The 22,478-nt window shown below is 65.0% G+C and carries 18 protein-coding genes; 8 read left to right on the top strand and 10 right to left on the bottom strand.

The window, feature by feature from the left end:
* Positions 1–12: 12 nt before the first annotated feature.
* Together ACFOMF_RS15510 and ACFOMF_RS15505 are read right to left on the bottom strand one after the other, a co-directional pair.
* Positions 13–1,083: an LOG family protein gene (locus tag ACFOMF_RS15510; protein WP_386366514.1), complete on the bottom strand. Its 1,071-nt coding sequence runs from the start codon at positions 1,081–1,083 to the stop codon at positions 13–15.
* Between the two features lie 171 nt (positions 1,084–1,254).
* The gene (locus tag ACFOMF_RS15505) at positions 1,255–2,658 is read right to left on the bottom strand and encodes an MBL fold metallo-hydrolase RNA specificity domain-containing protein (RefSeq protein ID WP_386366512.1); all 1,404 of its coding nucleotides are present in this window, start codon (positions 2,656–2,658) and stop codon (positions 1,255–1,257) included.
* 201 nt (positions 2,659–2,859) lie between these two features.
* On the opposite strand from ACFOMF_RS15505, the gene ACFOMF_RS15500 reads away from it, so the two are divergent.
* From ACFOMF_RS15500 to hisN, 8 genes are all read left to right on the top strand, one after another.
* Positions 2,860–3,669, top strand: coding sequence for an ABC transporter substrate-binding protein (locus ACFOMF_RS15500; RefSeq protein ID WP_386366510.1), 810 nt, complete (start codon positions 2,860–2,862; stop codon positions 3,667–3,669).
* Positions 3,662–6,994 carry an ATP-binding protein gene (locus ACFOMF_RS15495; RefSeq protein WP_386366507.1) on the top strand — a complete coding sequence of 1,111 codons (3,333 nt, stop codon included), beginning with the start codon at positions 3,662–3,664 and terminating at the stop codon, positions 6,992–6,994. The genes ACFOMF_RS15500 and ACFOMF_RS15495 overlap by 8 nt, the downstream gene beginning before the upstream one ends.
* 324 nt (positions 6,995–7,318) lie before the next feature.
* Positions 7,319–8,713, top strand: a complete 1,395-nt coding sequence (locus ACFOMF_RS15490) for an amidase (protein WP_386366863.1) — start codon at positions 7,319–7,321, stop codon at positions 8,711–8,713.
* A 301-nt stretch (positions 8,714–9,014) separates the two neighbouring features.
* Complete coding sequence (locus ACFOMF_RS15485; protein WP_386366505.1) at positions 9,015–9,791, top strand: DeoR/GlpR family DNA-binding transcription regulator; 777 nt, start codon at positions 9,015–9,017, stop codon at positions 9,789–9,791.
* Positions 9,751–11,067 (top strand): Zn-dependent hydrolase, encoded by a 1,317-nt coding sequence (locus ACFOMF_RS15480; protein WP_386366503.1) that lies wholly within the window; start codon positions 9,751–9,753, stop codon positions 11,065–11,067. The genes ACFOMF_RS15485 and ACFOMF_RS15480 overlap by 41 nt, the downstream gene beginning before the upstream one ends.
* Complete coding sequence (locus ACFOMF_RS15475; protein WP_386366862.1) at positions 11,067–11,996, top strand: phosphotransferase family protein; 930 nt, start codon at positions 11,067–11,069, stop codon at positions 11,994–11,996. Before ACFOMF_RS15480 ends, ACFOMF_RS15475 begins: the two co-directional genes overlap by 1 nt.
* Positions 11,997–12,009: 13 nt before the next feature.
* Positions 12,010–12,945 carry a phosphotransferase gene (locus ACFOMF_RS15470; RefSeq protein ID WP_386366501.1) on the top strand — a complete coding sequence of 312 codons (936 nt, stop codon included), beginning with the start codon at positions 12,010–12,012 and terminating at the stop codon, positions 12,943–12,945.
* Between the two features lie 36 nt (positions 12,946–12,981).
* Complete coding sequence (hisN, locus tag ACFOMF_RS15465; protein ID WP_386366499.1) at positions 12,982–13,779, top strand: histidinol-phosphatase; 798 nt, start codon at positions 12,982–12,984, stop codon at positions 13,777–13,779.
* Positions 13,780–13,797: 18 nt separating this feature from the next.
* On the opposite strand, the gene ACFOMF_RS15460 is transcribed toward hisN, so the two are convergent.
* The 8 genes from ACFOMF_RS15460 to ACFOMF_RS15425 all read right to left on the bottom strand — a co-directional run bounded on the left by ACFOMF_RS15460 (position 13,798) and on the right by ACFOMF_RS15425 (position 22,443).
* Complete coding sequence (locus ACFOMF_RS15460) at positions 13,798–14,652, bottom strand: DUF6279 family lipoprotein (RefSeq protein WP_386366497.1); 855 nt, start codon at positions 14,650–14,652, stop codon at positions 13,798–13,800.
* 61 nt (positions 14,653–14,713) lie between these two features.
* A complete protein-coding gene (gene ppnN, locus ACFOMF_RS15455) occupies positions 14,714–16,087 on the bottom strand; it encodes a nucleotide 5'-monophosphate nucleosidase PpnN (RefSeq protein ID WP_386366495.1) in 1,374 nt (457 codons plus the stop codon).
* A gap of 184 nt (positions 16,088–16,271) precedes the next feature.
* Positions 16,272–16,463, bottom strand: a complete 192-nt coding sequence (locus tag ACFOMF_RS15450) for a hypothetical protein (RefSeq protein WP_386366493.1) — start codon at positions 16,461–16,463, stop codon at positions 16,272–16,274.
* 182 nt (positions 16,464–16,645) lie between these two features.
* Positions 16,646–17,686 (bottom strand): DNA topoisomerase IB, encoded by a 1,041-nt coding sequence (locus tag ACFOMF_RS15445; protein WP_386366491.1) that lies wholly within the window; start codon positions 17,684–17,686, stop codon positions 16,646–16,648.
* A gap of 107 nt (positions 17,687–17,793) precedes the next feature.
* Positions 17,794–19,200 (bottom strand): ABC transporter ATP-binding protein, encoded by a 1,407-nt coding sequence (locus ACFOMF_RS15440; protein ID WP_386366489.1) that lies wholly within the window; start codon positions 19,198–19,200, stop codon positions 17,794–17,796.
* Positions 19,197–19,994, bottom strand: coding sequence for an ABC transporter permease (locus ACFOMF_RS15435; RefSeq protein ID WP_386366486.1), 798 nt, complete (start codon positions 19,992–19,994; stop codon positions 19,197–19,199). Before ACFOMF_RS15435 ends, ACFOMF_RS15440 begins: the two co-directional genes overlap by 4 nt.
* Positions 19,991–20,929, bottom strand: coding sequence for an ABC transporter permease (locus ACFOMF_RS15430; RefSeq protein ID WP_386366484.1), 939 nt, complete (start codon positions 20,927–20,929; stop codon positions 19,991–19,993). The genes ACFOMF_RS15435 and ACFOMF_RS15430 overlap by 4 nt, the downstream gene beginning before the upstream one ends.
* Complete coding sequence (locus tag ACFOMF_RS15425; protein ID WP_386366482.1) at positions 20,926–22,443, bottom strand: ABC transporter substrate-binding protein; 1,518 nt, start codon at positions 22,441–22,443, stop codon at positions 20,926–20,928. Before ACFOMF_RS15425 ends, ACFOMF_RS15430 begins: the two co-directional genes overlap by 4 nt.
* Positions 22,444–22,478: the final 35 nt, after the last annotated feature.

Here is a 22,478-nt window from a genome sequence, read left to right as displayed (position 1 = left end):
AGCAGAGCGCAATCAGCCCCAGTGGGCCGGATCGTTGATGTAATCGGTGAGCTCGCGCAGGCGGCCGTGGTCGCGGCCGTTGAAGACGAAGCCCAGGCGCGGCAGGCGTTGCAGGTCCGCGTCGTCGATCGCCTCTTCGCAGTGCGTCTGCTGTTCGAATCGGCCACTCAGGCAAAGGTCGGCGAAGCGCTCGTTGAGCTCGTCGATGGCCTCGTCATGCAGGATGCGCTGCATGCGCAGGACGAAGCGATCCTTCAACCAGCGGCTCGAGTGGAAGTTGCTGTAGAAATGATCGATCTCTGCCGCGGCGTCTTCGGCGTTCTCCACCAGCCGCATCAGGCGCATGTCGGTGGGCAGCACGTAGCGGTTTTCCACCAGTTGTCGTTCCATGAAGCCCATGGCGTCCTTCCAGTAGCTACCGCCCGGCTCGTCGAGCAGGACGATGGGCACCAGCGGACTCTTGCCGGTCTGGATGAGGGTGAGCACCTCCAGTGCTTCGTCGAGGGTGCCGAAGCCGCCGGGGCAGAGCACCAGGGCGTCCGCTTCCTTGACGAAAAACAGCTTGCGCACAAAGAAGAAGTGGAACGACAGCAGGTTGTCGGTGCCGCTCACGGTGGGGTTGGCGTGCTGCTCGAAGGGCAGGGTAATGTTCAGGCCAAGGCTGTGGTCGAGCCCGGCACCTTCGTGGGCCGCGGCCATGATACCGCCGCCCGCGCCAGTGATGACCATCAGATCGGAGCGTGCCAGCGTCTGGCCGAGAGTACGCGCCAGCGCATACAGAGGGTGCTCGATAGGCGTGCGCGCCGAGCCGAACACCGTGACTTTGCGGCGGTGCTTGAACTGGTCGAGCTGGCGGAACGCATGCTCCATCTCGCGCATGGTCTGCAGCAGGATCTTGGCGTCCCAGCGGCTGCGGTCGGCCTGGGCCATGCGTACCACGGTCAACAGCATTTCCCGGTAAAGCGCGAGATTCGGGCTATCGTCCGGCACCATCAACTCGGCGAGTTCGTCGAGCTTTTTCACCAGGTCGGTCGCCTGAACTTGAACATGACGGGATAGATAGTCATCCGTTTCGAAAGGCATACAGCATCTCCTTGTACGGAACAGTGCGCCAAGGGCTTTGCGCAATCCAGCCACCCGCGGTCACGGGGCCGGCCAGTCCGATTTGGGGCCCTCTGCGAGGGAGGGTCTCGTTATGAGGGGCGTGCCGGTGGTTCGGTAACGCCGGGAAGTGTCGGTTAGGGGTTACCTAGCTCAGAGTGTGATCCTCTGGCCGGGTTCCGGTATCTGGGCAGACCAGGCGAGGCGCTGCTGCAACGCCTGTTGCAGGGCCAGCATCTTGTCGTGTTCACCGTGAACCAGATAGAGCGCCGGACGATCCTTGAAGCCGTCGGCCCAGGTCAACAGCTGGGATTGACCCGCATGCGCCGAAAAGCCGCCCAGAGTATGGACCTGAGCCTTGACCGCGATGCGCTGGTGCAGCAGCTTGACATGGCTGGCCCCGTCTACGATGGCACGGCCGAGCGTGCCCTGTGCCTGGAAGCCGGCAATGACCAGATGGCATTCCTTCCGCCACAGGTTGTGCTTGAAGTGATGGACGATACGACCGCCGGTACACATGCCACTGCCGGCGATGATGATGGCGCCGCGCTTGATCCGGTTGATCGCCATGGATTCTTCCGGGCTTGGTGTCGCCTGCAGGATGGGCAGCCACTGTTCGACGCGAGACTGGGCCTGGCTGCCCAGCCCGGCGAGTTCCGGCAGGTCGAGCTGGTGCAGGAAGCGGCGGTAGATGTCATTGGCACGAATGGCCATGGGGCTGTCGAGAAAGACCACCTGCTGAGGTAGGCGGCCCTGCTGATAGAGCGCGCCGAGGTGATAGATCAGATCCTGGGTCCGGCCAATGGAAAAGGACGGCATCAGCACGTTGCCGCCGTCGTGGTTCGCCTGGTCGAGAATCTGCGCCAGCTCTTCGAGGGTTTCCTCGCTGTTGCGGTGATCGCGGTCGCCGTAGGTGGACTCCATCAGCAGCACGTCGGCGCGTGAAAGAACCGCCGGCGGGTTCATCAGGGGCGTCTCGGCGTTTCCGAGGTCACCCGAGAATACCAGGCGGCGGGTCGCGCCGTTTTCGGTGATGTCGAGCTGGACGATGGCCGAGCCAAGGATATGTCCCGCGTCGAGGAAGGTGACTTCGACGCCGGGCGCCGCTTCGAAGGCTGATTCGTAACCATGGGGCTCGCGCAGTTCGAGCATCCGCTCGGTTTCCTCGCGGGTGTAGAGCGGCTTGACTGACGGCTTGCCAATGCGCTGGCGCCACTTGTTTTCCCATTCGGCATCCTTTTCCTGGATGTTTGCCGAGTCCAGTAGCATCAGCTCCAGCAGTTCGGCGGTGGCTTCGGTGCAGTGCACCGGCCCCCTGAAGCCTTCCGCCGCCAGGCGTGGCAGCAGACCGCTGTGGTCCAGGTGCGCGTGGGACAGCACCACGGCATGGAGCGTGGTGGGATCGAAGGGGAAGGGCGCCCCATTTCCTCGTTCGTCATCGCGGCGCCCCTGACGCATGCCGCAATCAACCAGAATGCTGCCGCCGCTCTGGGTTTGCAGGAGATAGCTGGAGCCGGTGACCTGCTGGATGGCGCCGAGAAAACTGAGTTGGGCCATGGTGCTGTCCTTTCTTATCGAATAACGTGGCAGGAGTGTGCAGACAAAGGCGGCTACTCTGACCTGAATCAAGGGTGGCCGAAAGCCATGACAAAAATTTAGCATCAATTTTGCTGCCATTATATTGACGCTTGAAAAATCCTCTACTTGAAGTGTCATTATTTTGATATCATGATTGCGCTCTGATCATCAGGTCTTCACATGCGTTCCGCTTTCCTGCGTTTACTGGCCGGCGTGTTGGGCGTCTGTTCCACCGCTGCGCTGGCTTCCCCGCCCGGGCTGCTGCCCGAGATCCTTCAGCGCGGCGAGCTGCGGGTGTGCATCTGGCCTGATTACTACGGCATCTCCTATCGCAACCCCAAGACGCAAACCCTCACCGGGCTGGACATCGAGATGGCCGAGGCGCTGGCTGACGATCTGGATGTCCGCCTGGCCTTTGTCGAGAGTTCCTTTGCGGAACTGATCGCCGACCTGGAGGGCGATCGCTGCGATGTCGCCATGTTTGCCGTCGGGGTCACCGACCAGCGCCAGGAACTGCTGCGCTTTACCGAGCCCTATCTCGCCAGCGACATCTACGCCATCACCAGCAAGAGCAACAGGCGCATGCAGCACTGGTCGGATATCGATCAGCCCGACAGCGTGGTCGCTGTGGCCAGAGGCACCTTGCACGAGGCTGTCATGCGGAATCGCCTCAGGGCCGCGACGCTCAGTGTGCTGGATACGTCCCATGCCCGCGAGCAGGATGTCCAGGCCGGACGTGCAGACGTGTTCATGACCGACTACCCCTACAGCCGGCGCATGCTGGCGACCACCGACTGGGCCCGACTGATCGAGCCGGAGGGCCAGTACCATGTGACGCCCTATGCCTACGCCCTGCGTCAGGGCGATGACGCCTGGCACGCTCGGCTGGAGCGCTTCGTGGCCGAGATCAAGCGCGACGGCCGGCTGCTCGAGGCGGCCCGACGTCACCAGCTCGATGCGATCGTGCTGATCCAGCGACACGATGACTAGACGAACCCGGGGTTTCGTCTGGCTGCTGGCGGGCCTGCAGCTTCTGCTGATGGTCTCGGTGATTGCCGGAACATCGGCCTATCTTCTTCGCCTTCGCAGCGAGATTCTCAGTGAGCACCAGCGCGCAGCGATGGCCCAGGGTAGGACGCTGGAGGATCACCTGACCCAGAGCCTGTCGCTGACCAGTCTGACGCTGGCAGCCTTGCCTGGTCTGCTGCCCATACATGTGGCGGATTCGACCGGGCGGCTCAACGAGATCCTCGACGAAACCCAGCGGCGCCTGCCGCACCTGCGCTCGCTGTCGCTGGCTGCCGATGACCGCATCTTCGCCAGCTCCAATCCGGATAATCCGGGGACCTCGATTGCACCGGCTGGCTTTCCCTCGGCACACGCCACTGGCGGCATGCTGCAGCTGGGCCGGCTCTGGATCGGTAGGGATTTCACCGACGGCAGGCCGGTTTCGCCGGCCGAGCCGCCTTCCGCCGAGGCGCTGACCTTTCTGCCGGTGCGCCGCAGCTTGTCGGTCGATGGCGTGGAGCTCCAGGCGGTGGCCGCGCTCAATCCGGAGTTCTTTCTCAATCACATCGATCGCCATACCCTGGCCGGGGTAACGGAGGTGGATGTGCTGGACTATGACGGCGGCCTGCTCTGGTCGTCGCGCCTGTTGCAACCGCCGGGTGAAGTGGAGGTAAGTCCCGAGGAGCTCCAGATCATGCGTGACAAGGAGATCGGCGTATTTACCGAGGTGCAGCTGGACGGTCGGCAGGGCATGCTCGCTTATCGCGCCTCAGCGACCTATCCCTTGTTCGTCAACGTCTTCGTTGACCGGGAGGCTGCGTTGGCGCGTTGGCGCGAGGAGTCGGTGCAGACCCTGCTGGGCGTTGCGCTGGCCTTGCTGGCGCTGCTCGCGCTGACCGGCACGCTCACCGCGCGTGTGGTGGCGGCGCAGCGCGAGGAAATGCGCATGCAGGAGGAGCGGCGACTGGCAGCGAGCGTCTTCGAGCACAGCACCGACGGCATCCTGATGACCGATGGCGCCCAGCGCATCATCGCGCTGAACCCCGCTCTCGAGCGGACCTCGGGTTACCGTGCCGACGAGTTGCTTGGCCAGACGCCACGGCTGTTCTCCTCGGGCTGCCATGACGCGGCTTTCTATCGAAAGATGTGGGACTGTCTGATCAACGAGGGCTTGTGGCGCGGCGAGATCGTCAACCGCAACAAGGGTGGCGAGCTGATCACCGAGTGGGTGACCATCTCCCGGGTAGCCAATGCCGCCGGGGAGCTGGCCAACTACGTGGCGGTGTTCCAGGACCTCACCGAGCAGCACCAGCAGGCGCGGCGGCTGCAGCGCCAACTGGCCGCCCTCAGTGCTCTCAATGACATCGTGGCCGTCACCGGAATCGATCCGCTGGCGACTCTGCGCAAGGGGCTGGACGTGGCGATGCAGCACTTGGACATGGAGTTCGGCCTGGTCACGCGCATTGATCTGGCAGCGGATCTATGTCAGGTGCTTGTCCAGCGCGGCCTGCCCGATGCGAGTGAGGCGCGGGAATATCCGCTCGGTGATTGTTATTGCCGCCAGACCCTGGCCAGGGACGATGTGCTGACCATCAGCACCCCCGGTCAGCCGAACCCGGGCGCCCATGCCGCGTTGCCTGGCCAGGGCCTGTGCGCCTATGTCGGTGCGCCGGTGCGGATCGACGGTGAGGTGCTGGGTACTCTGAGCTTTGCCTCGCGCCAGGGTGCTCAAGCGTTCGATGCCTCGGACCTGGAGTTCGTGCGGATGCTGGCGCGCTGGGCCGGCGCCTTTCTCGAGCGAGCCAGGGCCGAGGAGCGCCTGTGCCAGGCGCGGGATGCCGCCGAGGCTGCGAGCGTGGCCAAGAGTCGCTTTCTCGCCACCATGTCCCATGAATTGCGTACCCCGATGAACGGTGTCCTCGGCATGGCGCAACTGCTGATGATGGAGCCGGTGAGCGAGGCCGACCGGCGCGAATACGCGCAGACCATCTACCAATCAGGCGAGACTCTGCTGGCGTTGCTCAATGACATCCTCGACCTGTCCAAGGTGGAGGCCGGCAAGATGGCCCTCTCCAACCAGCCGCTCGATCCTTCCGAAGAGCTGCGCAAGGCGGCCTCGCTGTTCGCTGCCGCCGCTCAGCGCAAGGGGCTTGCACTGAACTGGCAATGGCGTGGCCCGGGTGGCCGCTGTTACCTGGGCGATCCGCTGCGACTGCAGCAGATTCTCAGCAACCTGCTGAGTAACGCGGTGAAATTCACCGATGCAGGGTGCATCGAGGTGGCCGGTTACGAAAAGTCTCGTGGCCCCAGGGGCGCGCTTTTGCACCTGGAGGTAAGCGACACCGGCATCGGTATCGCCGCCGAGCAGCAGGCACAGCTGTTCAAGCCATTTTCGCAGCTCGACGGGTCCGACAGTCGGCGCTTTGCCGGCACGGGGCTGGGCCTGTCCATCGTCGCCCGCCTGGCCGAACTGATGGGCGGCAGGGTCGGCATGCGCAGCGAGGCCGGCAAGGGTGCGGTGTTCTGGGTCGAGATCTGCCTGCCGCTGACGGTCGAGTTGCGGGCGCCAGGCGCGGCTTCTGCCGGAAGACCCGGGGCGGCGGCGCGCCCGAGGATGTCGAGGGCCGACCCGGTACTGGTGGCTGAGGATAACCAGGCCAATCTCATGGTCATCACTGCCATGCTCGAGCGCATGGGGCTGGCGGTGGAGTCCGTGAGCAACGGGCGCGCGGCGCTGGATTATCTGCGCAGCGGAGGGCGGGCATGCCTGGTGCTCATGGATTGCCAGATGCCGCTCATGGACGGCTTCGAGGCGACCCGGCAGATCCGCGCCTGGGAGCAGGAGAGCGGGCGTGTGGCATTGCCGATCCTGGCCATGACGGCGGGCGTATTCGAGGAAGATCAACAGCGCTGCCGTGAGGCGGGAATGGGTGGCTGCGTGCCCAAGCCCATCGATTTCAGGCGGCTGGCAAGCGAGCTGCAAGCGCATCTGGGAGGGCAGTTTGACGCCGCTGTGGCATCGGCCCCTGCGGGTGCCGGGACGGTGGGTGGGGCGGATGATCAAGAGATGCAGAGGCAGTTGGCCGAGATTGATCGGCTGTTGGCGAGCAACCGCTATGCCGCCCTCGGCTGGCTCAGGTCGCTCAGGCCGAGGCTTGGCAATGATGACCAGCGCGCTGTGCTGGACCGGGTCATCGAACAGGCCGCAGCCTTTCACTTCAAGAGTGCGCGAATGGAGCTCGAGCGACTGATCCAGCGCAAGGGTCCAGGGGACGATAGTGAGGAAGATCAGAGAGAGCATGAGTGACCCGGTTGAGCCTATGCCGAGCAAGATTCTCGTCATTGATGATGTGCCCGCCAACCTGCAGCTGTTCCGCCGGTGAGGCGTACGCGCAGCGGGTGACCATCTCGACGGTGCGCGATGTCAGCGGCGCGCTTGCAGGCCGGGATGTCGAGGTTCGGGAAGAGGCAGGCGGCTGGTCGTTGACTGCCAGCCGTCTCGTAGGGTCTTTTATTCCACAAATCCCACATTGCTGTTGACTTGAAAACCACATGGCGGGCATGCTTCGGTCAGCTCAAGGATCTGACCGAGACCGCCATGCCTGCGCTTCATCATACCGCTGCATCCCTTATGCCAAGCGTGATCCAGGCGGCCGAACGGATTCGCGACGGGCGCTTGTCCCCGGTTGATCTCGTAACCCTTTGCCTTGATTCAACAAAATCAACAAATCCAAAGCTGAATGCCTTTGGTGATCTCTACCCGGAGGCTGCGCTCGCCTATGCCGAAACCCTGGCCGAAGAGGCACGCGCCGGGAGATTCCGAGGACCGCTGCACGGCGTCCCGTTTGGCATCAAGGATCTTTTCTACCCCCAGGGGCTGCGCACCACCCGAGGCTCGCTGACCGCGTTGGAGCACGTGCCCGGCGAGGACGCGCCAATCATTCAGCGGCTGAAGGCAGCCGGGGCGATCCTGCTGGGCAAGACCGCGACCACCGAGTTCGGCTGGAGCGGTGCCAGCGTGTCGAGGGTGTTCGGCGCCGGTCGTACACCCTGGAATCCGGAGCTGACCAGCGGCGGCTCCAGTTCCGGCTCGGCGATCGCGGTGGCCGCGCGAATGGTGCCTGCGGCATTGGGCTCCGACGGCGGCGGTTCGGTGAGGATTCCCAGCGCCTTCTGCGGCACCTTTGCGCTCAAGGGCACCCTCGGGCGGATCCCTGCCTGGCCTTGGTCGGCGACCGAGATGCTCAGCCATGCCGGTCCCATCACCCGTACGGTGCGTGACAGCGCGCTGTTGTTCGACATTCTCTCCGGGCCGGACGCGCGGGATCACCTGTCGCTACCGGCACCGGATGCCTTCTATCTGGACGCCTGCGAGCAACCGCTGCGACCGCTGCGGGTCGCCTTCTGTTCGACCCTGTTCGATGTGCCGGTGGACCCCCAGGTGGCGCAGGCGGTGGCCGCGGCGGCAAAGCTGGCCGAGCGACGCCTGCAGTGTCGTGTCGAGCCGCTGACCCTCGACTGGCACGACCCGATCAGGACCTTCGAAACCCTGTGGGTCGCCGGCCGTGGCATCGCCTACGGCGAAGCCCTCAAATCCCGTCTCGATCAGCTCGACCCCGGCTTCGCTCGTCTGATCGGCAAGGCCGGGCAGTACCGTCTCGGCGATTACCTGGACGCCATAAAAGCGCGGGCGGCCTTTGCCAGCCAAGTGCACGAGCTGTTCGAGCAGTACGACCTGTTGATTACGCCGACCTTGCCAATCCTGCCGTTCGCCGCCGAAGCCACAGGACCGGAAGGCTACCCGTGCGACCCCGATAGCGCCGTGCCCTGGGCTGCCTGGACCCCGTTCACCTATCCGTTCAACCTCTCTGGCAACCCCGCCGCCAGCCTGCCGTGCGGCTGGAGTCCAGAGGGCTTGCCAATTGGCCTGCAGGTCATCGGACCACGCTTTGCCGAAGCCAGTGTCCTGCAATTCTGTGCTGCGCTGGAAGCGATCAACCCCTGGGACCGCCTGCCCCCTGTTTGAGCTTCGACTTCTCCAAAGTGGACCGACGGCACCCCCGCGATACCTGTTGGAAGGCGCGCCGCCAGGCCCCATCGACATTCCCAGCGGCAGCTCCTTTCGCACCCGCTGCCCGGTGTCGCTGCCGGCAGCGCCGAGGTGTCACCAAGCCTGGTTCGTCGCAGCGGAACCGACAGCTATGCTGCGTGCCTCCACGTGCAGAGCCCTGCTTTGCAGGGCAGGGACATCGCCAGCAGTCGGGCCTGAATACCGTGCCCCGGCAGGATGCCCGCTGGCACAACAACCAAGAAAAACAGGGAATAACATGCTCAACCAGCCTCGTCTCGATGAAATCCTACGCCGCCTGTCCCAGGACCAGCGCATTCTCGTAGCCGACCTCGCGCAAGACCTGCACGTCTCGGACGAGACCATCCGCCGCGACCTCAAACACCTCGAAGAGCAGGGCAAGCTGCGGCGTATCCATGGCGGTGCGATCCTGCCGCGCAACAACGTCGAGCAGCCTCTGGAGGTGCGCAGCAAGATCAAGCCCCAGGCCAAGGCACAGGTGGCGCAACTGGCGGCTGGGCTGGTGCGCGAAGGCATGTCGCTGTTCATCGACACCGGGACCACCACCCTGGCCCTGGCCGGCCGGCTCACCGGCTTTCAGCAGCTCAACGTCGTCACCAATTCGCTGGACATCGCCCAGCTGCTGGCCCAGCAGAGTAGCAACCGGATCATCGTTACGCCCGGAGACCTGCGGCGCAACGACAACGCCTTGATCGGTCCGCACACCACCGAGTTTGCCCTGCAGTTTCATTACGACATCGCTTTCATGGGCATCGGCGCCGTCGATCTGGAGATCGGCCTGATGGACTACGAGGAGCCCGAGGCGCTGTTGCGCCGCACCCTCGTCCGCCGCTGCCAGCGCAGTGTGGTACTGGCCGACGACGGCAAGTTCGGTCGGCGCACCTTTGTCAGCACGCTGCCCTTCGCCGCCATCACCACCCTGATCAGTAACAAACCGATACCGGGTGATTACCACGCCCGTCTGGAGCAAGCCAATGTCGACGTCATCACCCCCCGAATGCCTCCCGCTGACTGACGAGGATCTCGAAGCCTTCAAGGCGCTGTTCGCCGCCAGCTCGGCCATCGGCGCCACGCCCAGCGGCGGCCTGCATCGTCTGGCCGCTTCCCGTGAAGATGGCCTGGCGCGTGACCAGCTCTGTGACTGGCTGCGCGAGCAGGACCTGGAAGTACGCATCGACCAGGCTGGCAACGTCTTCGGCCTCGCGGTGTTCGACCCCGAGGCGCCTTACGTGCTATGTGGCTCGCACCTGGACAGCCAGCCCACCGCCGGCCGCTTCGACGGTGCGTACGGGGTCATTGCCGGTGCCGTTGCGGTCGCCAGCCTGGCGGCCAAGCTGAGGGCCGAGAGCATCCGGCCCGCGTTCAACATCGCGGTGGTGAACTGGACCAACGAAGAGGGCGCGCGCTTCCAGCCGAGCCTGATCGGCAGCAGCGTATTCATCGGCAGCATGACCGCCGAACAAGCCTGGGCCTGCCGCGACCTGGACGGTATCGATCTGAAATCCGCGTTGCAGGACATTGGCTATCTCGGCGCCGAGCCGGTCCGGCTGCCGCTGGCCGCCTACCTCGAGATTCATGTTGAGCAGGGTCTGGATCTGGAGCGGCGCAAAGCCGCCATTGGCGTGGTGCGCAAGACTTGGGCAGCACTCAAGCTGACCCTTGAATTCGAGGGCTTTCAGGCACACACAGGCCCGACCCCCATGCCCGAGCGCAGGGATGCGTTGCTGGCCGCCTCGCGGGCGGTGGCATTGGTCCGCGAGCTGGCCGACCAGCATCCGGGACGCATGCACAGCTCTGTGGGCCGCCTGGAGGTGTACCCGAACTCACCGAACGTGGTGCCCTCGCAAGTGCGTGCCTTCGTCGAGTTCCGCTCGGAGGAACCTGAGCTGCTGGCTGAAACCCTGTCTCGCTTCGAGGCGCAGCTCGACCGCATCAGCCAGCAGACCGCGACCGCTTACCGTGTCATCCAGCGGCAACTGCGCGAGGCGCAATTCCTGCATGACGGTCTGGCCAGGCTGGCCCACCAGGCGTGCGCCGAGCTGGGGCTGGCTGCCGCCGACAGCACCACCATCGCGGGCCATGACGCCATCAGCCTGAGCAAGAGCGGGCCGTCGATGCTGCTGTTCGTCCCGAGCCGCGATGGCATCGCCCACAACGAGGCGGAATTCACCTCCGAGGCGCAGTTGCTGGACGGTCTGCGCGCGCTCAACCAGCTGCTCTACTGCGCCTCGCTGGGCCACGGGGGCCTGAGCGCTGGCGGGGCGGCGTCGACTTCAGGAGCCCTGCAATGATGCAGACAGCGGAACAGCGTTTGAGCGAGAGCCTGGATGCCGCCGGGCTGGCCTTTGACGGCGTCAGCGTCTCCACTGCAGCCATTGCCTCGCCCCTGCGGCTGGCGACCGAATGGGCAGGCTTCACCCTGATCCACGATGGCCGCGCCTGCCACGCCAAGGTGTTGTTCGACGACATGAGGCCACTGATTGATCCAGCGCGAAGTGCCGAAGCCAGCTTCAACGCCGCCCGGGCAGGCGCCGCTCCCCAGCTGTTGCATGCCGATGCCGAGCGCGGCGTGCTGCTGTTCGAGGCATTGCCGGCGCCGGATTGGAAGTGGGCGCGGGTCGACCAGCTCAGCGCGCCGGATCGACTGGAACGGCTGCTAGGGCTCAAGCGGCAAGTGCATCAGGGGCCGCGAACCGGCTTTGCGCGTTCGCCAGGCGAAGACCTCGCCCGGCTTCGCCAGTTGTGTCACGAGCACGGCGTGCTGCTGCCCGACGACGCGCCATGGATCGACCAATGCGTCGACATGGCGGTACGCGCGATCGCCGCCGCCGGCTGGGACAGTCGCAGCCTGCACGGTGACGGTGTCGCCAGTAACGTGTTGCTTGATGCCGAAGGCCAGATGCGCCTGGTGGATTTCGATTACGGCGGCGCCTTCGATCCCTGGTTCGATGTGGCCACCACCCTAAACGAGCTCTACCCGTTCGAGGATCAATGGCGGCAAGGCCTGGAAATCTGGGCCGGCGTCTGCCGCGAAGCGGATTACGCCCGCTGCCGGTTGCATGCGCTGATCGACGACTGGCACTGGACCCTGTGGGGGCTGTGGGCCGGAACCCGCTCGGCGCGCAATGTCGAGTTTTCCAAGGTGGGGCAGTGGACCCTGCTGCGCACCCGAGAAGCGCTGCGTGATCATCGATTCGAAAACTGGCTGCGCCAGGTCTGATGGAGGCATTGCAATGAAACTGCTGGGACAGGCAAGCACGCCCCACGAACACTTACTCGAGCAGGCCGTCGTCCGGGTCCCTGGCTGGGAAGGCCGGCCGGCTGCCTACGCGCCGGTCTCGGGTGGAATCTCCAATACCAACTGGCGGGTCCGCGTCGAGGGCATGCCGAGCGAGTACTTCATCAAGATCCCCGGCGTTGGTACCGATATGTTCATTGACCGGCGCACGGCCCACGATGCCAGCCTGAAGGCGGCCGCGACCGGCTACGGCGCGCCGGTGGTGGCTTTCATCGAAGCGCTGGGCGTCGAGGTGTTCGAGTTCATGGAAGGCTGGCAGGCGTCGAGCAATCGGGATTTTCTCGACCGTGACATCCGCACCAATGCCTTGCGTGCCCTGCGGGCCTTCAATGAGCAGCCGCAACTGGTTCAGACCAAGACGGTCTTCGACATGATCGACGAACACAATCGCCAAGTGGCCGAGCTGGGCGCCTCGACGCCGCCGGATCATCAGTGGCTGATGTTGCAGTACGGACGCGCGCGTTGCGCTCTGGACGCCTCGGGGCTGGATCTGGTGCCGTGCATGAACGACAGCCTGGCCGGCAACTTCATGCTCAACGAGGCTCGACAGATTCGGCTGGTGGATTTTGAATACGCCTCCAATAATGACCGCCACTACGAACTGGCGCTCTGGTTCGGCGAGATGTTCTTTTCCGAGGCTATCGAACTGGAAATGATCGAGGAATATTTCGGCCAGGTGAGCCAGAAGGATCTGGCCCGGGTACAGGTACACAAGGCCCTGGCGGACCTGAAATGGTCCACCTGGGCGATGGTTCAGCAGGCGGTATCGGCGCTGGATTTCGATTTCTACAAGTACGGTTTCTGGAAGCATATGCGCGCCCGCAGCGTGTTGCGCCATTCTCTTTGGGAAACCTGGCTGCGCCAGGTCTGAGTCGCCATTCATTTCATTTCGAGCGAAATTTTCACGATGTCCCTATCGCAAGCACAGATCGACGAGTACCAGGCCTTCGCCAGCCGTCTGGCGGACGCGGCCGCCAGCGCCATCGAGCCCTATTTCCGCCGCCCGCTGGACGTGACTGACAAGGGCGCCGCCGGTTACGACCCGGTCACCATTGCCGATCAGGCCGCCGAACGCGCCATGCGCGAGCTGATCCTTGCCGAGTATCCGCAGCACGGCATTCTCGGCGAGGAAGAAGAGGCGGTGGTGGGGACCTCACCGCTGACCTGGGTGCTGGACCCGATCGACGGCACTCGTTCGTTCATCACTGGCATTCCGCTGTGGGGCACGCTGATCGCGCTCAACGATGGCACTCGCCCGGTGCTCGGGGTGATGAATCAGCCCTACACGGGGGAACGCTTCAGCGGTTCACCCGCGGGGGCATGGCTCAATGGCCAGCCGCTGAAGGCGCGTCGCTGCGAAAGCCTGTCGCAGGCGCGGCTGATGTGCACCAGCACCGAGATCTTCAGCGAGCCGGCCCAGCTCGATGCCTTTCGGCAGATTGCCGATGAAGCACAGCTGGTGCGCTTCGGCGGGGATTGCTATGCCTACTGCATGATCGCCACCGGGCTGGTGGACGTGGTGATCGAGGCGAGCCTCAAGCCTTACGACGTCCAGGCGCTGATGCCCATCGTCGAAGGTGCCGGCGGACGCATGACCGCCTGGGATGGCAGCAGCGCGCAACACGGCGGCGCCATCATCGCCTGTGGCGATCCCGAGCTACATGCTCTGTTGGTGGAGCGATTGACGCCTTTCGCCAGCCGTTGAGATCTGGTCATCCGGCTGTCAGTCGAGGCAGTCGAGGCCTGTCAGGTCATTGCGAAGGGTGCGGATCTCGTTGATCAGGTGGCGGCGCTGGCGCTCGTCGGCCAATGCATAAAGGTCTACCGCGAGGCGCAGGCCGGCCTGCTCGTTGCGCGGCTGGCTGCGTCGATATTCATCAGTCCAGAAAGCCTGGCGATCCTGAATGAGCGTCGTCATCCGGGCGGGAAAATCGTCCGCGTGCCGCTGCGCCAGGGTTGCGATCAGCGCCTCTTCCCAGCGGGCACGGTTGGCGACCCAGCGCATATTGGAATCACCGAGGCTCTGCGCCCATTCCTCGATGCGCTGGCGCTGGGCGTTGCCGAGGCTGCCAAACCAGTCAGTAGCCCGTTCGGTCATGCGCTCGGCGCGCTCTTCGAGCTGTCGCTCCAGGGACGGCTGCAGGTATTTTTCAGCGCGTTCCTGCTGTCGTTCGCCGAGGGCCTGGCGGATGTCGCGCACTTGCCGGTCGCTGAGGGACCGCAGCAGGTCGATGATCGGCGGGGTCACCTGCACGGCGATCCGATCCACGGCTGCCTGGCCTTCTTGATAGCGCTGACGCAGTGAGGCTTCGTCGAACCGTTCGGTCTGCAGGCGATCGAGCCACTCCAGGTGTTCGGGCATCAGCGTCTGGCAATGCCAGGCACGCTGTTCGCGCAGGCGGGCGCGTAGCTCCCGCTGCTGGTCGCCACTGAGCGACACGTAGTCGCGCAGCGTCCAGGGCACGATCAGATGCAGGTTGCGGTAGCCAAGGGTGATGCGGCTGCAGGCGCTCAGCAGCAGCACCACCAGCAACGTGATCACGACCGTTGTACAAGTGGTGCGTCCGGGCAGGGCCATCAGGTTCTCGAAGGTCGGTGGTAATCCTTGGAGCTCCCGCCCGTCAGGCAGTTCGGCAGGTTCAGGTCACCACACGGTAACAGGGTACGTAATCAGCCCCGCCAGGAAGCTTCATCCGGTGCTGCTCGACAAAAGCCTGCAGCAGGCGGTCCAGCGGGTTCATGATTTCCGGGTCGCCATGGATCTTGTAGGGACCATGCTTTTCGATCAGACGGATGCCCTTGTCCTTGACGTTGCCCGCGACGATGCCCGAGAAGGCGCGGCGCAGGTTGGCGGCCAGGGTGTGGCGCGGCATGTCCTTGCCCAGTTGCAGGGCGGCCATGTTCTCGTGGGTGGGGTCGAAGGGACGCTGGAAGCCCTCGTCGATCTTCAACAGCCAGTTGAAATGGAAGGCGTCGTTGCGCTCGCGGCGGAAGCGCTTGACCTCCTGCAGGCCCTCGACCATCTGCCGGGCCACCGCCACCGGGTCGTTGATGATGATGCTGTAGTGGCTCTGCGCGGCGACGCCCAGGGTTTCGCCAACGAAGGCGTGCAGCTGCTGCAGATAGGGTGCCGCGCTCTGCGGTCCGGTAAGGATCACCGGGAACGGCAGGTCGCGGTTGTCCGGGTGCATCAGGATACCCAGCAGGTAGAGGAACTCTTCCGCGGTACCGGCGCCTCCGGGGAAGATGATGATGCCGTGTCCGACCCGTACGAAGGCTTCAAGACGCTTCTCGATGTCCGGCAGGATCACCAGCTCGTTGACGATCGGGTTGGGCGCTTCGGCGGCGATGATGCCGGGTTCGGTGAGGCCGAGGTAGCGCCCGCCCGCGAAACGCTGCTTGGCGTGGGCGATGGTGGCCCCTTTCATGGGGCCCTTCATCACGCCCGGACCGCAGCCGGTGCAGATGTCCAGGCTACGCAGGCCGAGTTCATGACCGACCTTCTTGGTGTACTTGTACTCCTCCAGGCTGATGGAGTGACCGCCCCAGCACACCACCATCTTCGGCTCGACTCCAGCGCGCAATGTGCGGGCGTTGCGCAGGAGGTGGAAGACATAGTCGGTGATGCCCTGGGAACTGCTGAGGTCGATGCGGTGGCTGTCCAGCTCGCTCTCGGTGTAGACGATGTCGCGCAGCGCGCTGAACAGCATCTCCCGGGTGCTGGCGATCATCTCGCCATCGACGAAGGCGTCGGCCGGCGCGTTGAGTAATTCCAGGCGAACGCCACGGTCCTGCTGGTGGATGCGTACCTCGAAGTCCTCATAGGCCTCGAGAATGGTCTTGGCGTTGTCGATGCGGGCGCCGGTGTTGAGGATGGCCAGGGCGCACTGGCGGAACAGCTGATAGACGCTGCCGGAGCCGGCGGCGCTGAGTTGCTGCACTTCGCGCTGGGAGAGGGTTTCCAGGCTGCCCTTGGGGCTGACCGACGCATTGATTACATTTGGTTTGGGCATACTTGATTCCCTGAAGGCAATGCCGCCGGCCAGGGACCGGAAGCATTGGGAACGCCCATGCGGGCGCGCATGCCGGCATTTTCGTCGGTGCCCGGCGGTGAAAGCAAACCGTCCGGTCCGGTGGAGCGGGGCGGGGCCCTCGATTGACGGCTCGCGGGCCCCGCAAGGATGCTTGATGCGCGGGCTACAGCAGGCTCGGCCTTAGCCGGGAAGGGCTGCGCCGGGGCATCTCGAGGCCCAGATCGCGCACCGCACGACGCACCCGCGCCAGTGCTTCCGGATGGCGGCGGGCTTCGGCCCAGGCATCGAACACGGCCTGCTCGGGTGCGCTGGGCTGGCGCTGGCAAAGCAGTTCATCAAGGGTCTTGTTGCTCATCATCTTGCCTCCGGCTGTCTGGAGCGCTCCTGGCGGGCGCGCTGGAAGGGTGCCCGGTCTTGCCTGTCTGGCGTGTCGCTCCATCGTCTCCCTGTGCCGCGCCATCGGGCCGGTCCTTCAGCGCTAAGGTGCCCTGGCCAGGTGACCGACAGGTGACAGCGCCCGGCAGTTCGTCGCCGGGCTCAGTGGCCGGCCCGGGCCTGGAGAAAACGCAACAGGGTGGCTTCCTCGGGCTTGAGCCACTGGCGCGCCCGCGCCCGCGGCAGGTCTTCCAGTTCACCCCGCTGGAAGGCTTCGAGCACCAGCGGATGGATGTAGCACTGGCGGCAGACGCTGGGCGTGTTGCCCAGTTCGGAGGCTACCGCCCGGACGGTCTCGGCCAACTGTCCGCGCGGGTCGGTGACCGGCACGGCGCGCAGGGCATCCAGCGCCAGGGCAGTGCCGGCCCAGGTGCGGTAGTCCTTGGCGGTAAAATCCACACCGGCATGGGCACGCAGGTAGTCGTTGATGTCGGTCGAGGTCACTGCGTGGCGCTTGCCCTCGTCATCCAGATACTGGAAAAGGTGCTGGCCCGGCAGGGCCTGGCAGCGCCTGACGATGCGTGCCAGGCGCGGATGGCTCAAATGGAGTTCATGGTCCACGCCACTCTTGCCGCGAAAACGGAAGCGAATGGCGTTGCTTTTCACCTCCACATGCCGGTTGCGCAGGGTGGTCAGTCCAAAGGATTTGTTGTCCCGTGCGTAGCGGCTGTTGCCGACCCGGATCAGCGTGGCGTCGAGCAGCGATACCACCGTCGCGATGACCTTGTCGCGACCCATGCCGGGCTTGGCAAGATCCCCTTCGACGGTGGCGCGTAGCCCCGACAGCGCCTGTCCGAAGGCAAGCAGACGGGCGTACTTGGTCTCGTCTCGCACCTCGCGCCAGCGCGAGTGATAGCGGTACTGCTTGCGGCCTCGGGCGTCACGCCCGGTGGCCTGAACGTGGCCACAGGGATCGGGGCAGATCCATACCTGCCGGTAGGCCGGGGGGATCGCCAGCTTGTTGATCCTGGCGATTTCCTCAGGGTCCCGGATGCGCTCGCCCTCCGGGGTGAAGTAGGCGTATTTGCCGCGCAGCAGGCGGCGGCTGATGCCCGGCTGGCTGTCATCGACGTAACGCAGATCGGACGGCAGCTCGGGACAGGTGGCGGGGGACGGCTGCAACCCATCGGTTGGCTGGGACATCAGGGCTCTCTGGGCAAGCGTCGTGAAGCGACTTCCGTTGAGACCGCGACGACTGCAAGGCGGTTCGAGGCCTGAGCGCGTTGATCCATCGACACTGGGTTGGTCATCTATCCAGGCGAGGGGCTCAGGCGGATGTTGCGGTCGCAGGTCTTGGCCACGAGGTCGGGATTGTGGCTGACCAGAAGCACCGCGCAGTCATGCCGGCGAGCCACGTCAGCGAGCAGCATGACGACCTCCCGTGCCGTGATCGGGTCCAGGCGGGAGACGGGTTCGTCGGCGAACAGAAACACCGGATCCAGCAGTAGCGCACGGGCGATCGAAAGGCGTTGCAGCTCGCCGCCCGACACCTCCTCGGCACTGCGCTCCAGCAGCGCCGGGCGCAGCCTGAGCTGTTCCAGCAGGGGCGGCAGGCGGTGACGGTCGAGCTTGTGCAGGCCGATCAGGTCGTCGAAGAGTCTGGCCAACCTGACCCGCGGGGCGAAGGCCGCCGGTGGATCCTGGTAGAGCTTCAGATAGCGGTGCCTGGCAACGCCCGGCGCGCGACGGACTTGGCCTTGATCAGGCTGCAGCAGGCCAAGCAGGATGTCACCCAGGCTGCTCTTGCCGCAGCCGCTGTCACCGGTGATGCCAAGAATCTCGCCTCGCCCGACGCTGACGTCCAGGTTCTCGAACAGGCACTTGCCGCCGCGGGTCTTGGCGAGTCGGTGCCCCTCGAGCACCGGCTTGCCAGGTGCGCCCGAGCAAGGCGGCTGCGAAGGCCAGTTGGTCGGGGCAGCGCCGATCAGCTCGCGGGTGTAATTGCCTCGGGGCGCATCCAGTACCGCCTCGGCGCTGCCCTGCTCGACGAGCTGACCGGCTCGCATGACCATGATCCTCCCGCCGATCTGACGTGCCACCTCGACGTCATGGGTGATGGTCAGCACTGCGCCGGCTTCACTCTTCTGGCGCAGCAATCGGGCGATGTAGTCGCGCCGACTCGCATCGAGTCCCTTGGTCGGCTCGTCGGCCAGTACCAGGTCGGCACCTGCCGCCGTGGCGGCACAAAATGCCAGGCGCTGCGCCATGCCACCGGAAAGCTGGCCCGGCAGTTTGTTCTCGGCCTGTTCGAGCCCCACGCCCGCCAGGGCCAGGCGGGTCTGCTCGCCGGCCGCGCCCGGGCCCTGGTGCAGCACGCACCGGTGTACTTCGGCGACCTGCTGGCCAGCGCGCATCAGCGGATCGAGCGAGTGCCAGGGCTCCTGGGGCAGCATGCTGATGCGCTTGCCCCACAGGCGCTGGAGGGCCTTGCGGCCCATGCTGGCCGTGTCCTGGCCGTCGATCAGGATCCGCCCACTGCAGCGCAGCGCCGAAGGCAATAGACCCATGATGGCCTGGATCAGCAGGCTTTTTCCTGCGCCGGTTTCGCCGAGGATGGTCAGTCGCTCGCCGCGCGACAGCGTCAACGAGATGGGTTCGAGTAGCCCGGTATCACCTGCGTATACGGCCAGGTCTTCGATTTCAAGCAAGGGTGTCACCGGTTTTTCCCCGCGAGCAGGTTGAGGCCGAACACCAGCAGAAACACCGCCAGCACGGGCTGGGCCAGCACCCAGGGCGCTTCGCTGTAGTAGGGGAACAGCTCGACCATCATCAGACCGAGCTCGGCCGTTGGTGGCCGCAGGCCGACCGCCACGAATCCCAGCGCGGCAAGGGCGAGGATCGAGGCGGCAGCGCCAAAGGCCGCCAGGGTCAGCACCGGGCCGACGACGGCTGGCCAGACATGGCGACGCAGGCAGTAGGCCCAGCCGAACCCGAGCATCCGCGAGGCCTGCATGGGCGATGAGGTCACAGTGGTCAGGGTGATGGCGCGAACCACCCGGAAGTATTCCACCCAGAGCACCAGCGAGATGGCGATGTAGAGCATCAGCAGCGAGCCGGGCGCAAGACCGGCCAGAAGCAGGATGAGCACCAGTCCCGGCAACGCCAGTACCATGTTCAGGACAAAGGAAATCACCCGGTCGGTCCATCCCTGGCGCCAGCCCGCAGCGACGCCGAGCGCCACGCCGAGACTGGCGGACGTGACGACACAAAGCAGGCTCAGGAGCAGCGACAGGCGCAAGGCGGAACCCATTCGCGCCAGCATGCTGCGGCCGTACTGATCGGTGCCCAGTGGCTCGGCGAGGCTCGGCGCGGCGAAACTGTTGCCCAGCTGCTGGACTGCCGGGTCGACCGAATTGAGTAATCCTTCGAAGATCGCAAATAGCACCAGCGCGACAAGGATCAGCGCGCCAGCGCGCTGGGTGGGCGCCAGGGTCTGCAGATAGGCTTTCATGCCGCCGCCCTCGCACGCGGGTCGATCAGGTAGCAGGCGAGATCCACCAGCAGGTTGAGTGCGACAAAGATCAGCCCGAGCGCCATGGCCGCTCCCTGGATCATCGGCACGTCGCGGTTGAACACCGCATGCGCCAGCCCGTGTCCAAGGCCGGGCCAGGAAAACAGCGACTCGATCATCACCACGCCTTCGATCACGCTGGCCAGCTGAATGCCGAGGAACGCCACCACGGGCAGGGCTGCATTGCGCAATCCGTGGCGCATGAATGACTGCCCGAAGCTCAGCCCCTTGATCCGGGAGAAGGTGAAGAAGGCCGAGCGAAGCACGTTGCTGGCGCTGTGTCGCACCACGCGGTTGGAAACCGCCGCCATGGCCAATGCCAGGCTGATGGCCGGTAGTACTACATAGTTGGCGCCATCGAATCCCGCTACCGGGAACATGCGCAACTGCAGGGAAAAGATCAGCACCAACACCAGGCCGATGACGAATACTGGCTGCGCGCGCAGGAAAGCCGAGACCATCAGCGACAGCTGGTCGAACCAGCGATCTTCCTTGATGGCGGCGTAGAGCCCCATTGGCAGCGCGATGATCAGCGCAACGAGCATCGCCACGCCGGTCAACAGCAGGGTGTGTTCCAGCAGGTGCGATATCTCGTGCGTGACGGGCAGCCCGCTCACCAGCGAGTCACCGAAGTTGAAACGCAGCAAATCCAGCAGCCAGTCGAGATAGAGCTGCCAGCCGGGCCGGTCCAGCCCGAGCTCGGCGCGCACCGCTTCGGCGGCGGCGAGGTTGACGTTGTCGTAGCCGTAACGTCCGGCGGCGATGCGAAACTCCATATTGCCTGGCAGCAGGCGCATCAGGATGAAGCTGAGCGTGCCTACGCTCCAGACGACCAGCGCAGCCTGCCCCAGCCGCTTGAGAATCAGGCTGATCATTCGGCAAAACTCATCTCGGAAACTCTGTAGTTGCGTTCGTAGGGGTCGAAGCTGAAATTTTCCACGCGTGAGGCGACGGCCGTCTGCTGGGTGTAGAACAGCACGGGAATCACCGGCAGCTCCTCGGCCAGGACTGCAGCGACCCGCTGCGCCCCGGCGGCATAACGAGCGGCAACAGGCTCGGCGGTCAGCCGTTGCAGCAAGGCTGGCAGCTCTTCGTTGCGCCAGCCCATGGCGCCCCAGTCGCCCGATCCGCCATCGCCATAGTCGTCGATCAGCATGCTCAGCGGGTCGGCGACGTTTCCGTAATTGCGTGCCACCAGGGCCATCTGCAGAGAACCGTCGTGATGTCCGGAGGGAATGCCGCTGGAGTTGACGATGGATACGTCGAGGGACACGCCGATATCGCGCAGCTGCGCCTGTAGCGCAGTGGCCACGATGAACAGCTCCGGGCGATCGGCATAGGTGATCATGGTCAGGTGGAAGCGCTGGCCGTCCCGCTGCAGGATGCCGTCTGCACTTGGCGCCCAGCCCAGCCCGGCGAGCAAGGCCCGGGCGCCAGCCGGGTCGAAGGGGATCGGAGACAATTCGGGATCGTGCCAGCCCGCCACTGAAGGCGGCAGCAGCTGGTTGGCTTCGCCGCCCGGCACGCGGACGATGCGACTGGCTATTTGCTCGCGATCCAGCGCCTGGCTGATCGCCTGGCGCGCCTCGCGTTCGGCGAGAAAAGGATGGCCAGCGTTGAGCTTGATCTGGATGGTGCGGGGGATGGGGTCGGAATGCACCTTGACGTCGTCACGACGACTGAGCAGGTCGAGGCTGGCTGGATCGAGGGTGTAGATGATGTCGGTCTGGCCAGCCATCACCTGCAGCGCGCGGCTCTCCGCCCGGTGGCCGGTCAGGTAGACGACCTGCGGAATCCTGGCGGGCTCGCCCCAATAGTTGTCGACGCGGGTGACCCGCAGGCGGTGCGGTGGATCGAACTCCTCGAGGCGGTAGGGCCCGGTGCCGTGCATCCAGGCGACATTGCCGTCGGCCCGGTACGAGCTGGGTGCAAGAATTGCCGTGGTGTAGTGGGCCAGCACCGCACCCAGAGGGTTGTAGGCCCGGCTCAGCCGGACGGTCAGGGTTCGCGGGTCTCTGGCCAGCACCTCGGCGATCGGGGCTGACTGCAACACGCCAGGTTTATCCGCGGCGATGCCCAGCGCGTGCGCCGCGGCCTCGGCGGTCAGCGGTGTGCCGTCATGAAAGCGCACTCCGTGGCGCAGGTCGAACTGCCAGGTCAGCCCATCCGGGCTGATGCGCCAGTGCTCGGCGAGACCGGGAATCAGCTGACCGTCGTTGTCCACATCCAGCAGGGTTTCGGCGATCTGCAGGCGGGTGTAGACGAAGCCGTCGCGCGAAGGGTCCTGGCTGGTGAACTCGAAAGGGCCGCCCAACCGGAGCACCTCCGGGTCCTGGTTGGGCGAACACGCGCAGAGAAATAGGGCAAGCGGCAGCCATGCAAGCTTCAAGCGATCACCTGGATCGGAAAACGGGTTGAGTAAAA

The sequence above is a fragment of the Stutzerimonas tarimensis genome (assembly GCF_042648805.1).
In the GTDB taxonomy this organism is placed as follows: domain Bacteria; phylum Pseudomonadota; class Gammaproteobacteria; order Pseudomonadales; family Pseudomonadaceae; genus Azomonas; species Azomonas tarimensis.
This window is presented reverse-complemented; position numbering and strand designations above follow the sequence as displayed.

Coding starts and splice junctions, on each gene's coding strand:
- ACFOMF_RS15470 (WP_386366501.1), top strand. CDS start 12,010: ATGAAACTGCTGGGACAGGCAAGCACGCCCCACGAACACTTACTCGAG.
- ACFOMF_RS15485 (WP_386366505.1), top strand. CDS start 9,015: ATGCTCAACCAGCCTCGTCTCGATGAAATCCTACGCCGCCTGTCCCAG.
- ACFOMF_RS15490 (WP_386366863.1), top strand. CDS start 7,319: ATGCCAAGCGTGATCCAGGCGGCCGAACGGATTCGCGACGGGCGCTTG.
- ACFOMF_RS15460 (WP_386366497.1), bottom strand. CDS start 14,652: ATGGCCCTGCCCGGACGCACCACTTGTACAACGGTCGTGATCACGTTG.
- ACFOMF_RS15505 (WP_386366512.1), bottom strand. CDS start 2,658: ATGGCCCAACTCAGTTTTCTCGGCGCCATCCAGCAGGTCACCGGCTCC.
- ACFOMF_RS15475 (WP_386366862.1), top strand. CDS start 11,067: ATGCAGACAGCGGAACAGCGTTTGAGCGAGAGCCTGGATGCCGCCGGG.
- ACFOMF_RS15430 (WP_386366484.1), bottom strand. CDS start 20,929: ATGATCAGCCTGATTCTCAAGCGGCTGGGGCAGGCTGCGCTGGTCGTC.
- ppnN (WP_386366495.1), bottom strand. CDS start 16,087: ATGCCCAAACCAAATGTAATCAATGCGTCGGTCAGCCCCAAGGGCAGC.
- ACFOMF_RS15450 (WP_386366493.1), bottom strand. CDS start 16,463: ATGAGCAACAAGACCCTTGATGAACTGCTTTGCCAGCGCCAGCCCAGC.
- ACFOMF_RS15480 (WP_386366503.1), top strand. CDS start 9,751: ATGTCGACGTCATCACCCCCCGAATGCCTCCCGCTGACTGACGAGGAT.
- ACFOMF_RS15510 (WP_386366514.1), bottom strand. CDS start 1,083: ATGCCTTTCGAAACGGATGACTATCTATCCCGTCATGTTCAAGTTCAG.
- ACFOMF_RS15495 (WP_386366507.1), top strand. CDS start 3,662: ATGACTAGACGAACCCGGGGTTTCGTCTGGCTGCTGGCGGGCCTGCAG.
- ACFOMF_RS15435 (WP_386366486.1), bottom strand. CDS start 19,994: ATGAAAGCCTATCTGCAGACCCTGGCGCCCACCCAGCGCGCTGGCGCG.
- ACFOMF_RS15445 (WP_386366491.1), bottom strand. CDS start 17,686: ATGTCCCAGCCAACCGATGGGTTGCAGCCGTCCCCCGCCACCTGTCCC.
- ACFOMF_RS15500 (WP_386366510.1), top strand. CDS start 2,860: ATGCGTTCCGCTTTCCTGCGTTTACTGGCCGGCGTGTTGGGCGTCTGT.
- hisN (WP_386366499.1), top strand. CDS start 12,982: ATGTCCCTATCGCAAGCACAGATCGACGAGTACCAGGCCTTCGCCAGC.